This window comes from Undibacterium sp. CCC3.4, from assembly GCF_034347425.1.
Lineage (GTDB): Bacteria > Pseudomonadota > Gammaproteobacteria > Burkholderiales > Burkholderiaceae_D > Undibacterium.
Genome location: NZ_CP133779.1, coordinates 2488763 through 2507298 on the forward strand (window position 1 = coordinate 2488763; position 18536 = coordinate 2507298).

The 18536-nt window shown below is 52.9% G+C and carries 17 protein-coding genes and 1 pseudogene; 9 read left to right on the forward strand and 9 right to left on the reverse strand.

From position 1 onward, the window contains the following. The first annotated feature begins 83 nt into the window (after positions 1 to 83). Positions 84 to 1255, forward strand: a protein-coding gene (locus RHM61_RS11110) for an IS3 family transposase (protein WP_322247382.1) whose coding sequence is annotated in 2 segments (ribosomal slippage) — positions 84 to 348 and positions 348 to 1255 — 1173 coding nt in all. Because the reading frame shifts where the segments join, the coding sequence is not laid out codon by codon here. A 568-nt stretch (positions 1256 to 1823) separates the two neighbouring features. Here the strand turns inward: RHM61_RS11110 and RHM61_RS11115 are convergent. Then, positions 1824 to 1976, reverse strand: a pseudogene (locus tag RHM61_RS11115) (FitA-like ribbon-helix-helix domain-containing protein); the annotation flags it as partial. Positions 1977 to 2098: 122 nt separating this feature from the next. On the opposite strand from RHM61_RS11115, the gene RHM61_RS11120 reads away from it, so the two are divergent. Both RHM61_RS11120 and RHM61_RS11125 read left to right on the forward strand, forming a co-directional pair. Further along, positions 2099 to 2533, forward strand: a complete 435-nt coding sequence (locus tag RHM61_RS11120; RefSeq protein WP_322247383.1) for a DUF1016 N-terminal domain-containing protein — start codon at positions 2099 to 2101, stop codon at positions 2531 to 2533. A 136-nt stretch (positions 2534 to 2669) separates the two neighbouring features. After that, on the forward strand, positions 2670 to 2969 hold the full coding sequence (locus RHM61_RS11125; RefSeq protein ID WP_322247384.1) for a PDDEXK nuclease domain-containing protein: 300 nt from the start codon (positions 2670 to 2672) through the stop codon (positions 2967 to 2969). Between the two features lie 306 nt (positions 2970 to 3275). On the opposite strand, the gene tnpA is transcribed toward RHM61_RS11125, so the two are convergent. Then, the gene (tnpA, locus tag RHM61_RS11130) at positions 3276 to 3692 is read right to left on the reverse strand and encodes an IS200/IS605 family transposase (protein WP_322251092.1); all 417 of its coding nucleotides are present in this window, start codon (positions 3690 to 3692) and stop codon (positions 3276 to 3278) included. Between the two features lie 24 nt (positions 3693 to 3716). On the opposite strand from tnpA, the gene RHM61_RS11135 reads away from it, so the two are divergent. From RHM61_RS11135 to RHM61_RS11145, 3 genes are all read left to right on the forward strand, one after another. Beyond that, positions 3717 to 5009 (forward strand): transposase, encoded by a 1293-nt coding sequence (locus RHM61_RS11135; protein ID WP_322247385.1) that lies wholly within the window; start codon positions 3717 to 3719, stop codon positions 5007 to 5009. After that, positions 4925 to 6088, forward strand: coding sequence for an ISL3 family transposase (locus RHM61_RS11140; RefSeq protein WP_322251093.1), 1164 nt, complete (start codon positions 4925 to 4927; stop codon positions 6086 to 6088). The genes RHM61_RS11135 and RHM61_RS11140 overlap by 85 nt, the downstream gene beginning before the upstream one ends. 957 nt (positions 6089 to 7045) lie before the next feature. After that, entirely contained in the window at positions 7046 to 7351 is a 306-nt protein-coding gene (locus RHM61_RS11145) for an addiction module antidote protein (protein ID WP_322247386.1), read from the forward strand. 313 nt (positions 7352 to 7664) lie between these two features. On the opposite strand, the gene RHM61_RS11150 is transcribed toward RHM61_RS11145, so the two are convergent. The 3 genes from RHM61_RS11150 to RHM61_RS11160 are packed head-to-tail and all read right to left on the reverse strand — an operon-like array spanning position 7665 to position 9659. Further along, positions 7665 to 8327: a methylamine utilization protein gene (locus tag RHM61_RS11150; RefSeq protein WP_322247387.1), complete on the reverse strand. Its 663-nt coding sequence runs from the start codon at positions 8325 to 8327 to the stop codon at positions 7665 to 7667. A gap of 11 nt (positions 8328 to 8338) precedes the next feature. Next, positions 8339 to 8785 (reverse strand): group 1 truncated hemoglobin, encoded by a 447-nt coding sequence (locus RHM61_RS11155; RefSeq protein ID WP_322247388.1) that lies wholly within the window; start codon positions 8783 to 8785, stop codon positions 8339 to 8341. A gap of 37 nt (positions 8786 to 8822) precedes the next feature. Then, on the reverse strand, positions 8823 to 9659 hold the full coding sequence (locus tag RHM61_RS11160; RefSeq protein WP_322251094.1) for a DUF3034 family protein: 837 nt from the start codon (positions 9657 to 9659) through the stop codon (positions 8823 to 8825). A 294-nt stretch (positions 9660 to 9953) separates the two neighbouring features. On the opposite strand from RHM61_RS11160, the gene RHM61_RS11165 reads away from it, so the two are divergent. From RHM61_RS11165 to RHM61_RS11175, 3 genes are read left to right on the forward strand one after another with little or no spacing between them, the layout of a single operon-like run. After that, positions 9954 to 10538: a sigma-70 family RNA polymerase sigma factor gene (locus RHM61_RS11165; protein ID WP_322247389.1), complete on the forward strand. Its 585-nt coding sequence runs from the start codon at positions 9954 to 9956 to the stop codon at positions 10536 to 10538. Beyond that, a complete protein-coding gene (locus tag RHM61_RS11170; RefSeq protein WP_322247390.1) occupies positions 10535 to 11275 on the forward strand; it encodes an anti-sigma factor domain-containing protein in 741 nt (246 codons plus the stop codon). The genes RHM61_RS11165 and RHM61_RS11170 overlap by 4 nt, the downstream gene beginning before the upstream one ends. A gap of 43 nt (positions 11276 to 11318) precedes the next feature. Further along, positions 11319 to 11873, forward strand: a complete 555-nt coding sequence (locus RHM61_RS11175; RefSeq protein ID WP_322247391.1) for a YgjP-like metallopeptidase domain-containing protein — start codon at positions 11319 to 11321, stop codon at positions 11871 to 11873. Here the strand turns inward: RHM61_RS11175 and RHM61_RS11180 are convergent. The 4 genes from RHM61_RS11180 to RHM61_RS11195 are packed head-to-tail and all read right to left on the reverse strand — an operon-like array spanning position 11863 to position 18512. Beyond that, positions 11863 to 13035 carry a DUF3322 domain-containing protein gene (locus tag RHM61_RS11180; protein ID WP_322247392.1) on the reverse strand — a complete coding sequence of 391 codons (1173 nt, stop codon included), beginning with the start codon at positions 13033 to 13035 and terminating at the stop codon, positions 11863 to 11865. The genes RHM61_RS11175 and RHM61_RS11180 overlap by 11 nt on opposite strands. Next, positions 13032 to 16400 (reverse strand): ATP-binding protein, encoded by a 3369-nt coding sequence (locus RHM61_RS11185; RefSeq protein ID WP_322247393.1) that lies wholly within the window; start codon positions 16398 to 16400, stop codon positions 13032 to 13034. The genes RHM61_RS11180 and RHM61_RS11185 overlap by 4 nt, the downstream gene beginning before the upstream one ends. Then, on the reverse strand, positions 16393 to 17031 hold the full coding sequence (locus RHM61_RS11190; RefSeq protein WP_322247394.1) for a DUF4194 domain-containing protein: 639 nt from the start codon (positions 17029 to 17031) through the stop codon (positions 16393 to 16395). The genes RHM61_RS11185 and RHM61_RS11190 overlap by 8 nt, the downstream gene beginning before the upstream one ends. Before the next feature lie 17 nt (positions 17032 to 17048). Beyond that, positions 17049 to 18512, reverse strand: a complete 1464-nt coding sequence (locus RHM61_RS11195; RefSeq protein ID WP_322247395.1) for a DUF3375 domain-containing protein — start codon at positions 18510 to 18512, stop codon at positions 17049 to 17051. Between the last annotated feature and the right edge of the window lie 24 nt (positions 18513 to 18536).

The window sequence follows — 18536 nt, forward strand, 5'->3', positions numbered from 1 at the left end:
GCCTGATACTCGAAATCTGTAATGGTCTAATGTTTACGGACACCTCAATAGGAGGAATAATTACCTAAACGAGGAAAATAAAGATGACTGGGAATAAAAAATACGAAGCTACTTTTAAACTTGAAGTGGCCCGGATGGTGCTGGATCAAGGCGTAGCGGTTGCTAAAATCGTGAAAGATATGGGTATTGGAGAAACCGCCGTGCGGCGCTGGGTTGAACAATATCGCGCTGAACAAGGTGGCCAGGCTGGCATAGGGAAACCACTGTCTGCCGAGCTGCAACGGATTCGCCAACTCGAACAAGAAAACCGTCTACTGCGTTCGGACAATGACCTGTTAAAAAAAGCATCGGCCTTCTTTGCACGCGAAATGAAATGATCTACGAGTTAGTCGATCATTGGCAAACGAAGGCCACGGTAGCACAACTGTGTCGTCTCTTGGGAGCGAGCCGGTCTGGCTACTACGCAGCAAAAGCAAAGACAAAAATGACCGCAATATGTGTCACCAGCGTGCATCTGAAAGCGGAATTCGCTGCCAGTGGCCGCAGTTATGGCAGCCGTCGCCTGGTCAGTGCACTGCACGCCAAGAACATCGTCATTGGCCGCTACAAAGTACGGCGCTTAATGCGTGAAGCCCAGATCAAAACCGTCTGGAAGAGAAAATTTATCAACACGACAGATAGCAAACATGATTTACCAATAGCGAGCAATATTCTCAATAGACAGTTCAACCCAGCAGAGCCCAATCGCGCCTGGACTTCCGATATTACCTATGTCCGTACGCGTACTGGCTGGTTGTATTTGGCGGTCGTGATGGAGTTATTCTCACGAAAAATCATAGGCTGGGCAATGGGGCCAACGATGCCAGCTGAATTGGTTTGTCGGGCGCTACGGATGGCGGTTGAGGCACGTAAGCCGGCAGCGGGTTTAATTTTGCATTCCGACCGTGGCAGTCAATATGCCAGTCATGAATACCAACATTTACTCAAACAACATGGCCTTGTTTGCAGTATGAGCCGTAAAGGAAACTGCTGGGATAACGCGGCGATGGAACGCTTCTTCTTAAATTTAAAGATGGAGCGTGTCTGGCAACGCGATTACGCGAATCAAATGGAAGCCACAAAAGACATCATTGAATACATCGTAGGCTTTTATAACTGCTTACGATTGCATTCAACGCTGGGCAATTTGCCGCCCATGATTTACGAAAAAGAAATGGCAGAAAAAAAACCTATTGATGTGTCCGAAATAACTTGACCACTACAATGAGTCAAGCGCTAGCGGTTACTGAAGTGGGGCATTGGGGAGGAAATGCAGCAAAACCCGGGTCGGAAAAACATTTGCTTGAAGGACACTCTACTCGGAATGAAAATAAATTTTCATCTGTATGTGTATGAGTGTTGTTGATTTGTAGCAAATTGTTAAAACTAAATAGATGATTTATAAATAGTTTCTTTTGAGCATATTTAATTTCGGATATTGATGCAATACATCAGTATTGCTTCAATTTATTGGAATTTGTTTCGATTGGTCTACATTCGACTGTGCGTGCGTCTGTTGGGTAAGGGCTTGTCAGCCGGAACCGCCGCCAGGCTGCGGGCGATATGTGCCACTGGATTCCCGCCTACGTGCGACTGGTGAGGCGAGAACAGGCCAGGTCGATTACGCATCCTCGCATCCACGCATCTACCCAGTCGCCCAATTCGTCATTGCCGCGCAGGCGGCAATCCAGTGGCGCGCACGCGCCTTTTATATCTGTGCTGCTCAGGCGCAGCAGGACGTGTGCATTTCACAGAAAAAAAAGTGCCCTTGATCGACCCGCCCACCCTGAAGCCGAGAGGGCATCACCCAGACGAACGCGTGTCTCTGGCTTGACCGCTACTGCTAGAATTTCGCGGACTTCGGCTTCGGTGCTACGCCCATGTTGAGCGGCCTGCACCCGCAATGCGCGGTGTACCTCGTCGGGCAGATTTCGTATTTTTGCATGCTCAGTTATTTAATTATTAAATCGTATTTTATGATTGACTTTGTTTATTTTCGGTTTTACGCTGATTCGTATTGCGTGAGTGATTTTAGCAAAATAATGCAAAAGGAAATTAAATGACGTCAGTTCAACTATCTGCTTATGCTGACTGGTTATCAGATCTTAAAACACGAATTCGAACCGCGCAAACGCGTGCAGTCATAGCTGTTAATAAAGAACAAATACACCTTTACTGGCAAATTGGTAAAGATATTCTTGAGAAGCAGTCGCGGCAAGGATGGGGTGCTAAGGTGATTGATCAATTAGCGGCTGACCTAAATAAAGAATTTCCCGGCATTAAGGGTTTTTCCAGTCGAAATCTAAAATATATGAGGGCATTTGCAGAGGCATACTCTGATGAGCAATTTGTGCAGACAGTGTCTGCACAAATCAGTTGGTCGCATAATTGTGCTCTGCTTGACAAGCTTCAGCTAGGGAAGCGCAGATTTAATCCAAGCGGTTTGTCCGCTGCCACTGAGGCGCACTGCTGCGTTGCCTTTCGGTGTCAATAGTCGACTATTGACACCGAAAGGCGCCTTGCATTGCATCCTCATTGGCAACGGACAATTCCACAGCGATTAAATCTGCGCTTCCCTAGACGACGACCGAGTATGGTATGCAAAAGCTGCCATCACCCAAGGCTGGAGTTTGGCTATTCTTATTCATCAGATTGAGAGTCGAGCTATTGACCGTTTCGGCGCTGCCATTACAAATTTCAAAACGACACTACCATCTCCTCAATCAGAGTTAGCGCAGCAATTAATTAAAGACCCAATGATCTTTGATTTTCTGTCTTTAGGACCAAAAGCCAAGGAACGAGACCTTGAAAATGGACTGATTGAACATTTAAAAGAATTTCTGCTGGAATTGGGCAAGGGATTCGCTTTCGTTGGACGGCGATACCACCTTGGGGTCGGCGGGCAAGATTATTATCGGATTTGCGCGTAAAACCCCGTCGTTCAGAGGCTGTCGCAAATGGGTATTGAGTCGGTATCGTTACCCTAACTGGTGGCCATGTCATTCCTGCGCGCTTTTGGCAGGAACCCAGCGGCGTTCGTGGTTAACTGAAAATGCCAGAAATTGTGGCATTTTCAGTATAAAAAACGACGCTGGGTTCCCGCCAAAAGCATGCGGGAATGACGAGGTATGCGGTGTTTCAGGTGTAAAAAACGTCCATCAGGCTTTTGCGACAGCCTCTTCAGGGCGGGGATATAAGCGCGGACGGCGAAGCCGTCCTTACACCTGCCCTTGACTTTAATGCGGCGTCCGCTGCTGCTCAATGTACTTGCGAATAACTGCGATCGGAGCACCGCCGCAGCTTCCGGCAAAGTAGCTGGGCGACCACAAAGCGCCGCCCCATAGTCTCTTCTTGATGCTGGGATAATTCTTCTTCCTGATAAGTAGGCTCGATATTCCCTTGAGACTGTTCACCAGTTTCGACACGGCCACTTTGGGCGGATAGTTCACCAGCAAGTGTACGTGGTCATCCTCGCCGTCGAACTCTACCAGTTCCGCTTCGAAGTCAACGCAGACACTGGCGAATATCGGGCGCAGGTCGTCAAGAATCTCTTTTGTAAACACTCCGCGACGGTATTTTGTCACGAAGACCAGATGGACATGCATCATGAACATGCAATGCCTGCCAGTTCTAATATCGTTGTTTTCATCGATCATAGACCAGAGTATGATTGAATCATGCAACGACTTCAAGCCTTTAAATTCGAATTGATGCCAAACGGCGAACAACAGCGCGACATGCGCCGTTTCGCCGGATCGTGTCGGTTCGTCTATAACAAGGCGCTGGCGATGCAAAAAGAAAATCACGAAGCAGGAAACAAGTTCATTGGCTATGTGCCAATGGCGGCTAATCTACCGATTTGGAAGCGGGAAGCTGGAACGGAATGGCTCAAAGAAACACCATCCCAGGCACTGCAACATGCCTTGAAGGACTTGGAGAAAGCGTACAAGAATTTCTTCGCCAAACGCGCCGACTTTCCGCGCTTCAAACGAAAAGGCAGTGGCGACAGCTTCCGCTATCCTGAGCCGAAACAGATCAAGCTCGATCAGGACAATAGCCGCATTCTCTTGCCGAAACTCGGTTGGTTGCGCTATCGAAACAGCCGGGACGTGCTGGGCGAGGTGCGCAACGCCACCGTGAGCCAGTCGGGCGGCAAGTGGTTCGTGTCGATTCAAACCGAGCGGGAAATTCTGCAACCTTTGCCGACAGCCACAAACGCCATCGGCATTGATGTTGGCATTGCCAGGTTCGCCACCATGAGCGACGAAAACTATATCGCGCCGCTCAATAGTTTCAAGAAGCATCAGCAGCGCGTGGCTCGTTACCAGCGCCGCATGAGCCGCAAGCTCAAATTCAGCAACAACTGGAAAAAGGCGAAAGCTAAAGTTCAAAAGATTCACGCCGGCATCGCTCATGCCCGGAAAGACTTCCTGCACAAAACCACAACGACGATCAGCCAAAACCACGCGCTCGTCTGCATTGAGGATTTGCAGGTGCGGAACATGTCCAAGTCATCGAAGGGAAATAGCGAACAGCACGGCAAGATGGTGAAACAGAAGTCGGGCCTGAACCGCGCCATCCTCGACCAAGGCTGGGGCGAATTCAGGCGGCAGCTCGACTACAAGGTCGCGTGGAACGGCGGCATTCTGCTGGCCGTGCCGCCGCACCATACCAGTCAGACATGCCCGTGCTGTGGCCATGTCTCGAAAGACAATCGGCAAACACAAGCGAAATTCTTGTGCGTCGATTGCGGTTACGAAAATCACGCCGATGTCGTTGGCGCGATCAATGTGTTAGAGCGGGGATACCGCTTGTTAGCCTGTGGAGAGATGGTGCAGTCAGGCCGCTCGAAGAAGCAGGAACCCACCGAAGCGACTCGCAAATCATCGCGCAGCGCCGTAGGAATCCCCGTCCTTTCGGGCGGGGAGGATGTCAAGAACGACTCCCGGACGTCAATGCAAAACGGTTGATGACATCGCGCCTGGTTGACTGGATCGGCCAACAAGCCGTTAAAAGAACCTTCACCAGCTTGGCCGATGAAGTGGGAATTGTCGAAGGAACGGTCAGACTCATATTCAAAGACTATGTTTCAGATCTGGAGCAGAAAGTTCGATTTGAAACGCCGCGATGGATGGGTATTGACGAAATTCAACTAACTCAGTACCGGTGCGTGATCACGAATGTCGAAAATAATACGGTCGTTGATTTGCTTCACAACCGCAATAAAGAAACCGTCGTCAAGTATCTCTCCCAATTGCAGGGTCGCGAAAAAATCCAATACGTTGCAATGGATATGTGGGTGCCGTACAAAGATGCTGTAAATCTGGTACTTCCAGAGTCGATCGTCGTCATTGATAAATTTTACGTTGTTCGAATGGCAAACGATGCAATGGAAAAAATCAGAAAAAGTTTGCGTGAGTCGCTCACAACAAAACAGCGTCGGGGTTTAATGCACGATCGCTTTGTGCTATTGAAGCGAGAATCGGATCTGACCGACCAAGAAGCGATGAAGCTCTCCGGTTGGGCGGAGAATTACCCTGAACTTGGTCTTGCATATCGATTAAAGGAAGATTTCTTTAAGATATACGATTCACAATCGAAGGAAGAGGCACTGGCGCGCTACGCAGCCTGGGAAATATCCGTTACCGAAGAAGTTAGAGACGCCTTCTCTGACTTAATCAAAGCGTGGCGTAACTGGCAGCCGCACATCTTGGCCTATTTCGATCATCGAATTACAAACGCACACACCGAAAGTGTCAATTCACTTATGCGCGTGATGGTTCGACTCGGCCGCGGATATTCATTTGAAGCGTTGCGCGCTAAATTGCTATTCTCCGAAGGTGCACACAAGAAAAGTCAAAAGCGTCCAGCATTTGAGCGCCGTGCGCCAGTATCGCGTCCCAGTCTGGGACGGCACATGGTCGGTTTCACGAGTTTAGTGAGTGCGAATAATGACCAGAACCTGACTGATAATGAATCTGAAGAGTCAATAAACTATGGCGTTGATATTGCTATGTTGACCAGAATGATTGAGGATGGGGAGATCTGATTTTGATTTTGTGCAATGCATCAGTAAAAACCATCTGACAGCAGACGGCACAAAACAGTCACTGGCCGTCGTTCTCAATTTTAAGAAAAGTCGGCCAAATCCCATTGACCCCAAATCAGTAAACTCACCATTGTAGCCTTCATCAAAAATCTGACTAGGGTTTGAAACCCCGGCCTTCAGAGGCTGTCGCAAAAGCCTGATGGACGTTTTTTACACCTGAAACACCGCATACCGCGTCTTTCCTGCATGCCACAGCCTCGTCATTCCCGCATGCTTTTGGCGGGAACCCAGCGTCGTTTTTTACACTGAAAATGCCACAATTTCTGGCATTTTCAGTTAACCACGAACGCCGCTGGGTTCCTGCCAAAAGCGCGCAGGAATGACGTGGCCACCAGTTAGGGTAATGATACCGACTCAATACCCTTTTGCGACAGCCTCTTTTGGCCGGTGAGCGACGAAGGAGCGACCCGATGGGAGGGGATGCAAACCCCTTCCAGAGGCTTTTCCATCGTCGCTTGCGACGATCCATTTAGTTGTTGAAATCCATCACTATTTTGGTATCACTGCTTGTCTCGGTTTCTTTCGCTTAGGCGCAGACGCAGTGTCGGACCGATGTCACCGGTACCGTCCACTGCAACGACAATGAAGGGAATATGACCACTGGAAGCAAAGATGCCACTGGTACCGTTCACTGGTCTGCTGCCGGCTTGCCCATATGAAGGTGACGACGTAATTTGCAAAAATGCATGGAAAATGTATTGCTGATTAGACCCATTTTGGTGTGCTCAAAAGAAACACCCACACACATACCATCTTCAGCTTGTATTTGCGCTTGACCGAATGTAATCATTCGATTACAGTTCAAACATGACCTACACTGTAAAACGCCTCGAATAATTCTCCGACTGGCTCAAGGGCCTAAAGGATGGACTGGCAAAGTCTTTGGAGGATTGAACCATGACCAAGAAAATCAAAATTTCCGAACTCCCCGAGTTCGATGCAGCCGAGTATCTGAACAGTGAAGAAGATGTCGCGGCGTACCTCACTACCGTTCTTGAAGAGAACGACCCAGCACTACTGGCGGCCGCGCTCGGCGATATTGCCCGCTCGCGGGGTATGACGCAGGTTGCGAAGGATTCCGGTATCACTCGGGAAGCCCTGTACAAAGCCCTTCGGCCAGGCAGTGAACCGCGTTTCGATACAGTCAGCCGTGTCTGTGCGGCGCTCGGCGTGCGTTTGGTGGCACAAGCTATACATGCCTGATGATGGACGATAACGACTCGCGCCATTTGCAATTAATTCGAGCACGCCGTCATGAAATGTCGCCTTGCACGAGCATCGCATCGTCGGCTATGCCGATTTACAAGACGACGGTTACATCGACCATTTCTTTGTTTTCGGCGAGCATGCGCGCACCGGCATCACGGCTTCGAGCTGATTGAACAGCGCCAAGCAAGGTGCGGCGGCGTCGTTTTGCCGAATGCCTTGATGCGCAAATGTTTAGCGCCGGTCGCTGTCGACTATTGCTGAAATAAAAAAATTTCCTCGCCACTGATCCGCTCAGCGCAGCGAGCGGCTACATCGGCATTTTCTTCGCACTGCGGCGCACGGTCGGCACAAAATCAAACGCCATACGCAGCGGTGTGTTGCTGCTGCCGAGCGTAAGGACCTGACTCAGCGGCGGCTTGATACTGCCCATATTCGGGTGCCACGCTTCAATCTTATATTGCGCGTCCGGCAGATGATCGAGCGTTACGGCACCACTTTCATCTGACTTGGCAAAATACGGCGTTTCCAGCACCAAAACATAGGCGCGCATCCAATTGTGCAGCAGGCAATACACCACCACCAAACCTGGCCGGTCGAATAAAATCGGCGGTGGCGTCACGCCACGCTCGTAGGTTTTGATTTCAAATTCCTTGGTCGGTGAAAACGATTTGACATGATGTTCCATCTTGTCATAGTTGGGAAACGTCACCTGCGTTCCCACTCGCACCGCCGTCACATATGGCGCAAACTGCATGTCACTCTGGCTGATCACCGCCGCTGCGGTTTTTACCGTTGCCGGCAGCGGACCATGCAGTGGCGTGGCCGATACCACCACATCGCTCATCGGCATACCGTTTTTATCGACCACATTGACCGTCAAACCAGCCGCCGTGGCCGCACCCGCAGCGCACAGCGCCAGACTCAGCAAGGCGGCATGCGCCAAGTAGTTACGGATAGAAAAAAATTGCATGGTGGCGCGCCTCATTTGCTGACTATCACACGTTGCATCGGTGCTAGTTTGGCGAGCAATTTATTTTGATTGGCGGAAGTAATGTCATGTTTATCCATTGCCGTTTGCAAATCTTCAGCCAGCGCATTGAATTGCGCATTGCTGATTTTCATCTCGCTATGGGTGTCGCTCATATTCTTGCCGCTGTAATGACAAGGGCCGCCGCTGAGTTCACAGAATTGTTCGGTCAACATCAAACCGAGACGCTCCATATCGGCATCGACAAAGGCGGCGCTGATGCGCGGATCGGCTACCAGCAGCGGTAAAAAATCATGAATGATGGCGGCAATGCCAGCGCGCTCGCCCAGACCGCGGTATAAGGGCGCAGTGGCATCGTTGTCGGCATACGCCGGTGCTTGACTCAACATCATGGCTGCACTGCAAGCCAATAACACGCTGGCTTTAAAAAAATTTTTCATCGGATTACTTTCAAAAAAAGAGGAAACAGCAGGGCGCTCAGAAGCCGGCTTGTAACGACAAATAGGCACCGCGTTGGTTTTTTGGATTGAATATCGTCACATCGCCGAGCTGGGCATAGGCCAGCGTTACCGACAGGTTTTTGCTCGGAAACCAGGCGACGAACACATCTTGGTAATCCTTCTCATGATCGACACTGAGATTGCGCGGCTTCATGCGGTACTCCATCCCGACTACCAACTTGCGGTTGATCAAATAGGCGAGTGATACTTCCGGCAAGGCTTGATAATGATCATGCACATCGCCGCCGAAACCGAGCAAGCCCATCTGATTCGCCTTACTCATGCGTACCGTTGCATTGAGCAGCAAACTCTGATCGAGCAAAATCTTGGTCGCCGCCACGTAGTAATCGACCCCATGATCATCCTTGGCACCGAGCTGCTTGACATTATTTACACCAAGCGCCGCCAGCCCGGCGACGGCATGGTCGCGTTTGTACAGTGCACCAACGGCAATCTGCGGCAGCCAACTGTCTTGCGCATACACGGCATCGCCGGCCAGCTTGAGCTTGATGCCGACGATATCCTGTCTTAACTTGAGCGCATTGAGCGGTGCCATACTGCCGCTGAACTCTTGACTCGCCAAGGACACTTCCACGCGGTCGGCCACCCCGATTGCCACCCCATAGGCATTGAGGGTGTAATCCTGCGTTGCCAAGCGTGTGACAAACCCATTGGCACCGTAACTATCACGGCTGCCATAACCGCTGATCAGCGCCCATGGCGTGATACCACCGCCGCCAGCCCCTTCCACGCTGCTCACGCCACCGGTGGCGCTGAGCTTGCCCATATCGGGCGCGGCCAGGGTATCGGCCATGGCAGCCGGTGCCACCAGCGCAGCCAAGCTGGCCGTCAACAGTGCGGCGCAGTGAAACGATCGTATGGTTGGCATAAATTTTTCCTTGTTAAGGCGGTGTTGAGCCTGCTGTAGGCGATAGAAAACGAAAGATTTATATGCTTGTACGCAAGGAATCCACGATCGGATTCACGAAAATACAAAAAAGAAAGTAAATTTCTTTTCTGTTTGATTCATGGCACAAGCGCCCCGAAATCACGCCGAAAGCGCGCTACAATTTGCCCATATACAACCACACTCTGTACGGAGCCGCCTTTGAATCCGACCGTCGTCGATGCCATCCAACTGCAGCAATGGCTGGCCGCCACTGCCAGAAAAGACCAGCAAGCCTTTCAAGCCCTGTATGCGGCCACCTCAGCGAAACTGTTTGGCTTCGCGCTGCGTATAGTCAATAAGCGCGAGTTAGCGGAAGAGGTTTTGCAAGAAGCCTATGTCAACATTTGGAACCATGCCGGCAACTACCAAGCCAGTCTGGCCGCCCCCTTGACTTGGATGATCAGCATTCTGCGCAATCGCGCTATTGACCAACTGCGACGCCTGCATCACGACGTCGAAATCGATGGAGACGACTTTGCCATGCAATTCATAGAAGCAATCGAACAGCCGGGCGGCACGCCGCTGCAGCAACTGGAAATGAGCCAAGACGCCAATGCCTTAGCCGCCTGCATGGCCAGGCTGGAGCGCGCCCACCGGCAAGCGATGGCGCTGGCGTATTTTCATGATCTGTCACATTCCGAAGTAGCGACGCAATTGAGTCTGCCGATCGGCACGGTCAAAACCTGGCTACGCCGCGGCATCGACAAACTGCGCCTGTGCCTGCGTCCGGAGGCCACACAATGAGCCGCGCCGCCTTGATGCGCAATCTGCGCTTGCAACACCAATTGGCCGCTGCGTACGTGCTCGGCACCTTGCGCGGCGGCGCGCGGCGGCGCTTTTCCGATTATTTACAACAAGAAGTCAGCCTGCGCGACTTGGTACGGCGTTGGGAAGCGCACTTGCTGCCGATGGCAGAATTTGCCCCGGCCGTCGCACCGCCGCCGCAGGTCTGGGAAAAATTGCGTGAACGAATACACGGCCCAAGGATCGCAGCAGCAAGCCCGGATCGCTGGCGCTTCTGGCGCGAACTGCGTAGCGACCTGGCCTTCTGGCGCGGCCTCGGCCTGGTTTCCACCAGTGCCGCGCTGATCATGCTCACTTTGCTGAGCGCAAAATTCGCCCCGCCGGACGCCGCACCAAGCCCCGGCCAATACGTGGCCAGCCTGACCAATGCCCAAGCGCAAACGGTCGCCCTCATCACCGGCGACCGTCAGCGTGCTCAGTTGGTAGTGCGCTTGATCAATGCGCCAGCCGTGCGCGCCGACCAAAGCCTGCAACTGTGGGCCATCTCCAAAACCGGCAAGGTGCAATCGCTTGGCTTGTTGGCTGCCGGCGCGGCCGCCACCTTGGCGATGCCGGAATCGATGCGCGCGGAGGAACCAGCGGTGCTGGCGATTTCACTCGAAGCCAAGGGTGGTTCGGCCAATCCACAACAACCGAGCGGACCGATACTCTACAAAGGCGACTGGGTCGTACTCTGATGCCTTACCAACGGGTGAGACCGAAACAACGGTAAAATGGCGCATGTCTTCCAAACCAAATCTCACCCCTTATTTAGGTGGCTACTCAGAAAGCTTACGCGAACAAATCGGCCGCAGCATCAGCGACGGCAAATTGGGCGCGCATTTTTTGGCCAAATACCCGGCCCTGCATCAGGTGCGCAACGAGCGCGCGCTGCAAGTCTATGTCGCCGACTTGAAAAACAGCCACTTGCGCAGCGCGCCACCACTCTCCAAGGTTTGCTACGACAATCAGATTCACGTGATTCGCAACGCCCTCGGTACCCACACCACGATCTCGCGCGTGCAGGGCCTGAAGCTGAAAACCAAACGAGAAATCCGCATCGCCACCATGTTTCGCAGCATGCCCGAAGCCTTTCTCAAAATGATCGTCGTGCACGAACTCGCGCACATGCGCATCAGTGAGCACGACAAAGCCTTCTACCAATTGTGTTGCCACATGGAGCCGGCTTACCACCAATACGAATTTGACTTGCGCGCTTACTTATCGTGGCGCGCTGCCGGCGGGGCCGACCCGTGGCAGCCGCTTACGTCTGAAGACGCGCAGATTAAAGCGTAGACAACTGAGCAGTCAGCCAGTGATAGCGAATATGTTCCTGTTCCAGCCGCAAACCGGGCCGCAGGCGGTTGTCGCGCAAATCATCATAGAGGGCCGCTTCAGCCGGCGTCAGTAAGCCTAATTCGGCACGCACCGGTTTCTCTTCGTGGCCCCAAAACGCCACGTGTTCATGCAGCGTCGCCTGATCCATCAACAACGACTCCACATGCCTGAAATGCAGACGTAATTGATTCAAGATGGCAAAACCGTGGGTATCAAGATCACCCCAGTAATAAATTTGGCAATCATGCAACCATTGGCTGCGCGCCAAAGCATCCCAGCCGTATCCGGCACCAAAAATCACCATGCTGTTTTGCATCTCTGGAAACGCTAAAAAATTAATCTCGTTTTCGGTAATGAAGACACGTTTGAGTGGCAGATCGAGGCGACTGAAGCTAGTGGCATCGAGCGTCAAATCGGCGCAGGCCAGGGCAGGGCTAGGCAGCAATGCCGGATCGAGCAGGCGGCAGCGGATGCGCAGCGGCTTATCGCGAAAACCAAAGCGCGCGGCAAACTGTGCCGTGCCGGTTTTACTCTGATCGATGGCCGCGGCCGGCAGGGCCAAATCGAGTAATTGCGTCAATACGGCGCGGTGGTTTTCGATGAATTTCGTCGCTACGCCGGGCAAATCAACCTGACGCACATACATGCCGGGGCGCGGATGTTGCTCCAGCCAATCTACCACGGCGAGCAACTGCGGCCACTCGGTCGCCAGTTCCAGCGCTTGCAAGGGATATTTTTCCAACCATGGCAGCAACACTGGCCGCACTTGCCGCGTCTGCGCCACCAAACTGGCAAAGCGCTCCCACTGCGTTTGCTTACCTAAGCAGCGCAAGGCTTGCGCCTGCGAATCAAAGCACACCGCCTGCGGCAACCGTTGACTGCCCTGTACCCGGTGCGCCACTTCCTGCCACTCGATACGCCACACCGATTCCGCCGCCAATGCCGTCGCCCATGCCCGCACCGCTTCAAAGCGATGCGTGATATCGGCCGTGTTCGGTGTACTGAGCGCCACGCGTAGCGGGAAGCGCGAGCGCCCGTGTACCGCTTCGCGTAACAATTCACCGCGTTGCCACAAACGCTGCAACTGCGCCTTCACCTCGACCACGCTATCCCAGCTCATTGCGCCGCCAAGCTTTTCTGTACGCGGTATTCCTCTATCGATAAATTCCGCAACTTCGAGGCCCGTCCGCCTTCATTATGTACAAAACCCACATGCGCCACATAGGGCTCGATGATATGAATTTTTTGTAAAGGCGTGACGATCAGTAACTGCAAATTCAATTGCCGAAACAATTGCAAACCATATTGGGCCGACTCATCCGAACCGCGCCCGAATGCTTCATCAATCACCACAAAGCGGAACGAACGCGAACGCACCGCGCCCCATTCCAGTCCGAATTGATAAGCCAAACTGGCGGCCAAAATGGTGTAAGCAAGTTTCTCTTTCTGGCCGCCCGATTTGCCGCCGGAATCAGAATAATGTTCATGTTCGCTATGGTCGGCACGCCAGCGTTCGCTGGCGGCAAACAAAAACCAATTGCGCACATCGCTGACCTTGGCCGTCCAGCGTCGATCTTGCTCCGATAAACCCTCGCGACCACGAAAGCGATCGATGACATTCTTCACTTGCAAAAATTTACTCTCAGAATATTGCGCCTCATCAGAGCCGCTGATACCGCCCTCTGTACAAGCGCGCAACTCCTGCTGAAAATCGCGAATTTCCGCATCCGGGCTGACTTGTGAATCGAGCACGATGTAACGTCCCGGGTTGTAATCGATCTCACCGAGTGAGCGATTGATATGGGCAATTTTCTCTTTGATCGTTTCCCGCTCACGCGCAAGCTGGGCATTGAAATTCGCGATCTCATTGATCGTATTGACATTCAGTAATTCTTTGAAGCGCGCCACAAAGCGCGGCAAATTATCGCGCTGCAATTGACTGAGCAACTTCTCATATTCGAACAAGGCATCAACGCTGGCGTCGATCTCCGCACTCTCGAGCTTGAACGCTTCTTTAAAGGCCGCCATGGCCTTAATAATTTTCTCGCTGACGCGCTTGATTTTTTGATCTTCCGCATCGATTTTAGTTTGCAAGAAGCTACGTATATCTTGCTCACGCGGATCGCATGATGCCACCGTCAACACCTGTTCGCCCAAGGCTTCTTCTTGTATTCGCGCCAGCAGGGCGGCACCTGCAGCATCGACCACCGCATTTTGCAGCAAGCCCTGACACTGCAAGCGCAACACTTGCGCATCGCTCAAGCGTTGCTCCAGCTTACCTTGCTGCTTTCCCACTTCTTGCCAACTCAGTTCGCTACGCGCCAGTGCTTGTCGCGCCAGCTCCAACGAGGCAGTGAGTTGCTTGAGCGTATCAGATGCCGCTTCCAATTGTGCATACGTATCTTGTAGTTTAGCAATCTCGCTGGCCACGCTGCCCCAATCGAGTTCGTCAAAATCACTGAACTCTTCCAAGCGCGTCAAGGCATCGATACGCAGCGCGAGTTCTCGGCGTTCCTGCTCGATGCTGCCGATTCGGCTGCCGAGCTCGCCCAAACGCGTTTCCAACTGCGTGCGCGTGGCTGTGAGGGCCGCGATTTTGGCTGCATTACTCCAACCGAGCACGTAGCGGCTGCGGTCATCGATACGGTGGCGATCATCTTTCTCATGCCGACCGGAAGGGTCTTTCAATTGGCCACTGCGCGTCACCGCCCGGGTTTCGCGCCGAAATTGTTCTTGCGTATCGCAACAGGCGACATCGAAACGGTGCGCCAGTTCACGCTCTAACCAATCGTAGTGGGGCGAGTCCGGCTTGATGGCAAGCTTACGTGCCAGTGAATGACGATGCAATTCCGGTAAGGCTGCGTTTTTCCGTGCACGCACATGAAAATACACCAGCCGACCGCGCAAATGCGCTTGATCTACCCAAGCCGCCACCGCCGCATAATGTGCATCGGGCACCAGCAAGGCCAAGCCCATATTACGCAGCAGACGCTCGGCCGCCCCCTCCCAATCACGTTCCTCATCGCGCACCTGGATCAGTTCGCCGGCAAACGGCATGGCCGTTTCATCAATGGCCAAGGCAGCGCACAGAGCCGAACGAATCAGGATTTGTTGATCATCAATATTACTGCGCCGGCGTTTCAAACTATCGATTTCTACCGTCATCCGCGCATGCTCGGCCCGCCCTTGCGTGAGCGCGACCGCATGCTCGGTCAAAGCATTTTGCAAATCTGCATCACGGCCGGCGGCTTCCTCACGCCAAGCATGAAACTGCCGACCTTGCGCCGGAAAACCTTCGCGCTCCGGCACGACTGTTTGCCCCAGTACCTTAACCAAGCTGAGGTAGCGCTGCGCCTTCAGCGCCCTTTGATCGCGCAGCACCGCCTTATTCTGCATTTGCGCGCGCAACTGTTCCAAGCGGTCGCCACCGTTATGGTTGATCGCCTGTTTCAATTCATCGACTTGCTGGCTCTGCTCGTTGCGTTGGATCTCCAAGGCGTGCAGGCGCGCTGCCGCGAGCCGTAAATCTTGCTGCAAGGAAGTAATTCCTTGCTCGAGTAATTGTAACTTCAAGCCAGCAAAATACGGCCGCAACTGCTCGCGACACAGGCGCAAGCCTTCCACCGTCGCCACCAATTCGGCATGGCGCTGGCCGTCCGCCACCAAGGGCGACAATAAATCGACTTGCTTTTGTGCTTTTTCTACTGCCTGATGGGCGCGCGTGAGATCATCGAAGTGCGTAATCAAGGCCGCAATCCGTGGTGCGACATCGAAGGGCTCGAGCATATGGCTGCGCACAAAATCAGTCAGATTACCGATCGATTTCATCGACACCGTTTGATGGAATAATTCCAAGGCTTGATCATTCTCGATCCCGAAGCGACGACGAAACCAGGCCGCATACGGCGGAAAGCTATCGTGCACCTCAGCACCGACGGCGCGCATTTTTTTGCGTAACTGCACAATCTCCGTACCAAAATGCGAAAAATGCTCAGCGATCGACAAATCCCGCTCGACCGTCACAAAAAAACGTGCCGGCTGCCCCTGCATATCTTTCATCCAAAACACTTGTGCCAGACTCACGGTCTGGTCATAGCCAGCATTATGGAACACCCCCAAGAGCACCGAATAACTGTGATGATCGCGCAAGGACACCGGTTTCGAGGCCCCGGTAACCTCATTGCGTTCTGCTTTGTAGTGGCCCAACACATACGAACGCAAGGAACGCTCTTTGTTATCGGCACCAGCCGCCTTGTTATACGCAATCCGGTTGGCCGGCACCAACAAGGTGGTAATCGCATCGACCAAGGTCGATTTACCCGAACCGATGTCGCCGGTAAGCAAACCGTTTCGACCATCGAGTTGCAAGCTCCACACCTTGCTATCAAACGTACCCCAATTCAACACTTCCAGCCGGCTCAGCCGAAAACCCGACAGCGCATCATCGTCTTCAAAATTAAAATCTTGCGAAACTTGCTCACTCATCCGTCTTGCTCCCGGTTCCCGCCAACTGGGTTCGGTACTGCGCCAAGCGCGCATCGAATTCCGCCAGCCATTGCGCATCAACAAATGCTTTCAATAAACGCCGTACCTCATAACTTGGCTCACTGCCAGCCACGGCTTTGAGCTTATGCAAAAACCCCAGATCCACCACCTTGTTGATGATGGCCTCGATCTGATCAATCAGCCTGGCCTCGTTCGGCCCCTCGGGCAAAAAAATACGTAACAATTCCACGATCTCGGCGCGGCTTTGCACCAGCCGCGTATCGCCGCCGCCAGCATCAAACTCGGCCAATTTCTTGCGCAACAAAGCCAGCAACAAACTGACTGGAAACGACAAAGGCCGGCGTGCCACCAGCCGCGGCAAACGTGGTGCCGGATCATCATCGCTGGGCTCGGGCCGGCTTTTCAGGAAGGCATAACCCTCGGCCTCATCCAAGACCAATTCGAGGTTGAGTACCGTCACATAATCACGTACCCGTGTTTGCAACTGCAGCAGGCTGGCCCACATGCGCTCGTCGCCTTCGCGGTACAGCACACCCTTGAGTAAATTGATCAGCAGGGCAGACAAATTCGGTATTGCCACTGCTGCCGCTGTTTCATAGCTTGCATCCATACTGACAGACATCCCGGTTAAGTAGATTGGCGCATAAATATTACCCGTGGCAGCTGCGCGCGCCGCTGCACCACGCTGCCATCAGCCGCCTGCGCTTGCCAACTGATGGTCTCTTGAATTTCTTCATCCATCACACTGCTGAAACTATCGCTACCGATTTGCAAGTAAGCAACCAATTCCGCTAAGCCATGTTGCAAAGCTTGGGTAGCAATCAAGTCACGCAAGCTCACCTGCGCCTGCTCTTGCAAAGTATGGCGTATGTGGCGCGTCAACCTGGCCTTATCCACCACCACCTGATCGAACAAAGCCAGTGCATCGATCTCTTCCTCACCGGCTTGCACCAGCAAATCGCTGATACGCGGTTTAATTGCCGGCGTAAACATCGGCCGCTCCATCGGCAGCTCAATATCCGCACCCGGCTCATCGATCTCCATCAAACTCATCGTTGGAGGCGTAGCCCGCAAGGCCAAGACCTGAGCCTCAATATGATGCAAAATATCCATAATGCGCCGGTTTTCCAGCCAAGCCTGATCATCCAAAAAACGCCGCAATTGCTGTGACAACAAAGCCACCGTGCGTTGCGTATATTCACCGGCCTCCATCCAATCGTAATGCACGCGGCGCATCCGTGCATCGGGCTGCAAGGCGTTTACCGCCGGCAAAGCCAACACCTGATCGAGCAAACGGGTCAACTCTTCTTGCCGGCTGCCAGACAGTAAAAAATCCCAAAAAGCACGAAAACTCTTACCCTGATCGCTATCGGCAATCAAATCTCGTTCGCCCATAATTTCTTCCAGCAGCGCACCTTTACTGCCATCCCATAGCGCAATGCGCTCGCGTACCCGCCTGTCGAGTTGACGGAAATTATGTTCCACCTCCCGAAAATCGGCCAATAATTCGCGCGCTCCCTGGGTGAATTGCTGAAACCTATCCTTAATGGCCGTATCATCGAGCAAACGCACCTCACCGGCCATTTCACGCGCAATTTCCGCATCGATGGCGGCGCGCTTTTTATGTAATTCTTCAATTCGCTTACTCGGATCGGCTTCACTGCCTTCGCTCATTTTTTTCAACAAATCGAACAGCGTCAGCAAGCGTGATTCGGTACCGACAAACTGCCGCGCCGATAACTGCGTCAGCCAACTCAAGGCCTTTTCGGTGGCCGGCGTCAGATCAAATTGTGCCTCATCCGAGCCATTGCGGTAAAACTTACGCAACCAGCCCTTATCTTGCGCAGTCCAATCGTTGAGGTACTCCAAGCCAGACTTAGGAAAAGCGTCGGCCCCCAATTGCGCACGCAAGGCATACAACTCATCTTCCAATAATTCAGCCAAATCAACCGCCGCCATGCCACGCACGTTCGGATCAACGAACACCCTTTGTAAAAAACTGGCGATCAGCGGCGCATGATCAGAACGCAGCAAGCGCCAGGCCGGGTGGTGGGTGCGCAGGGCGCTGAGGGTGGCAAAGTCGAGAGTCACGAAAAAACAGCAGCAATCAAAAGG

What these genes read in the sequence shown, in the direction of transcription:
- RHM61_RS11120 (WP_322247383.1), top strand. Translation starts at nt 2,099, where the DNA reads ATGACGTCAGTTCAACTATCTGCTTATGCTGACTGGTTATCAGATCTT.
- RHM61_RS11135 (WP_322247385.1), top strand. Translation starts at nt 3,717, where the DNA reads ATGCAACGACTTCAAGCCTTTAAATTCGAATTGATGCCAAACGGCGAA.
- RHM61_RS11145 (WP_322247386.1), top strand. Translation starts at nt 7,046, where the DNA reads ATGACCAAGAAAATCAAAATTTCCGAACTCCCCGAGTTCGATGCAGCC.
- RHM61_RS11150 (WP_322247387.1), bottom strand. Translation starts at nt 8,327, where the DNA reads ATGCAATTTTTTTCTATCCGTAACTACTTGGCGCATGCCGCCTTGCTG.
- RHM61_RS11155 (WP_322247388.1), bottom strand. Translation starts at nt 8,785, where the DNA reads ATGAAAAATTTTTTTAAAGCCAGCGTGTTATTGGCTTGCAGTGCAGCC.
- RHM61_RS11160 (WP_322251094.1), bottom strand. Translation starts at nt 9,659, where the DNA reads ATGGCCGATACCCTGGCCGCGCCCGATATGGGCAAGCTCAGCGCCACC.
- RHM61_RS11170 (WP_322247390.1), top strand. Translation starts at nt 10,535, where the DNA reads ATGAGCCGCGCCGCCTTGATGCGCAATCTGCGCTTGCAACACCAATTG.
- RHM61_RS11175 (WP_322247391.1), top strand. Translation starts at nt 11,319, where the DNA reads ATGTCTTCCAAACCAAATCTCACCCCTTATTTAGGTGGCTACTCAGAA.
- RHM61_RS11180 (WP_322247392.1), bottom strand. Translation starts at nt 13,035, where the DNA reads ATGAGCTGGGATAGCGTGGTCGAGGTGAAGGCGCAGTTGCAGCGTTTG.
- RHM61_RS11185 (WP_322247393.1), bottom strand. Translation starts at nt 16,400, where the DNA reads ATGAGTGAGCAAGTTTCGCAAGATTTTAATTTTGAAGACGATGATGCG.
- RHM61_RS11190 (WP_322247394.1), bottom strand. Translation starts at nt 17,031, where the DNA reads ATGGATGCAAGCTATGAAACAGCGGCAGCAGTGGCAATACCGAATTTG.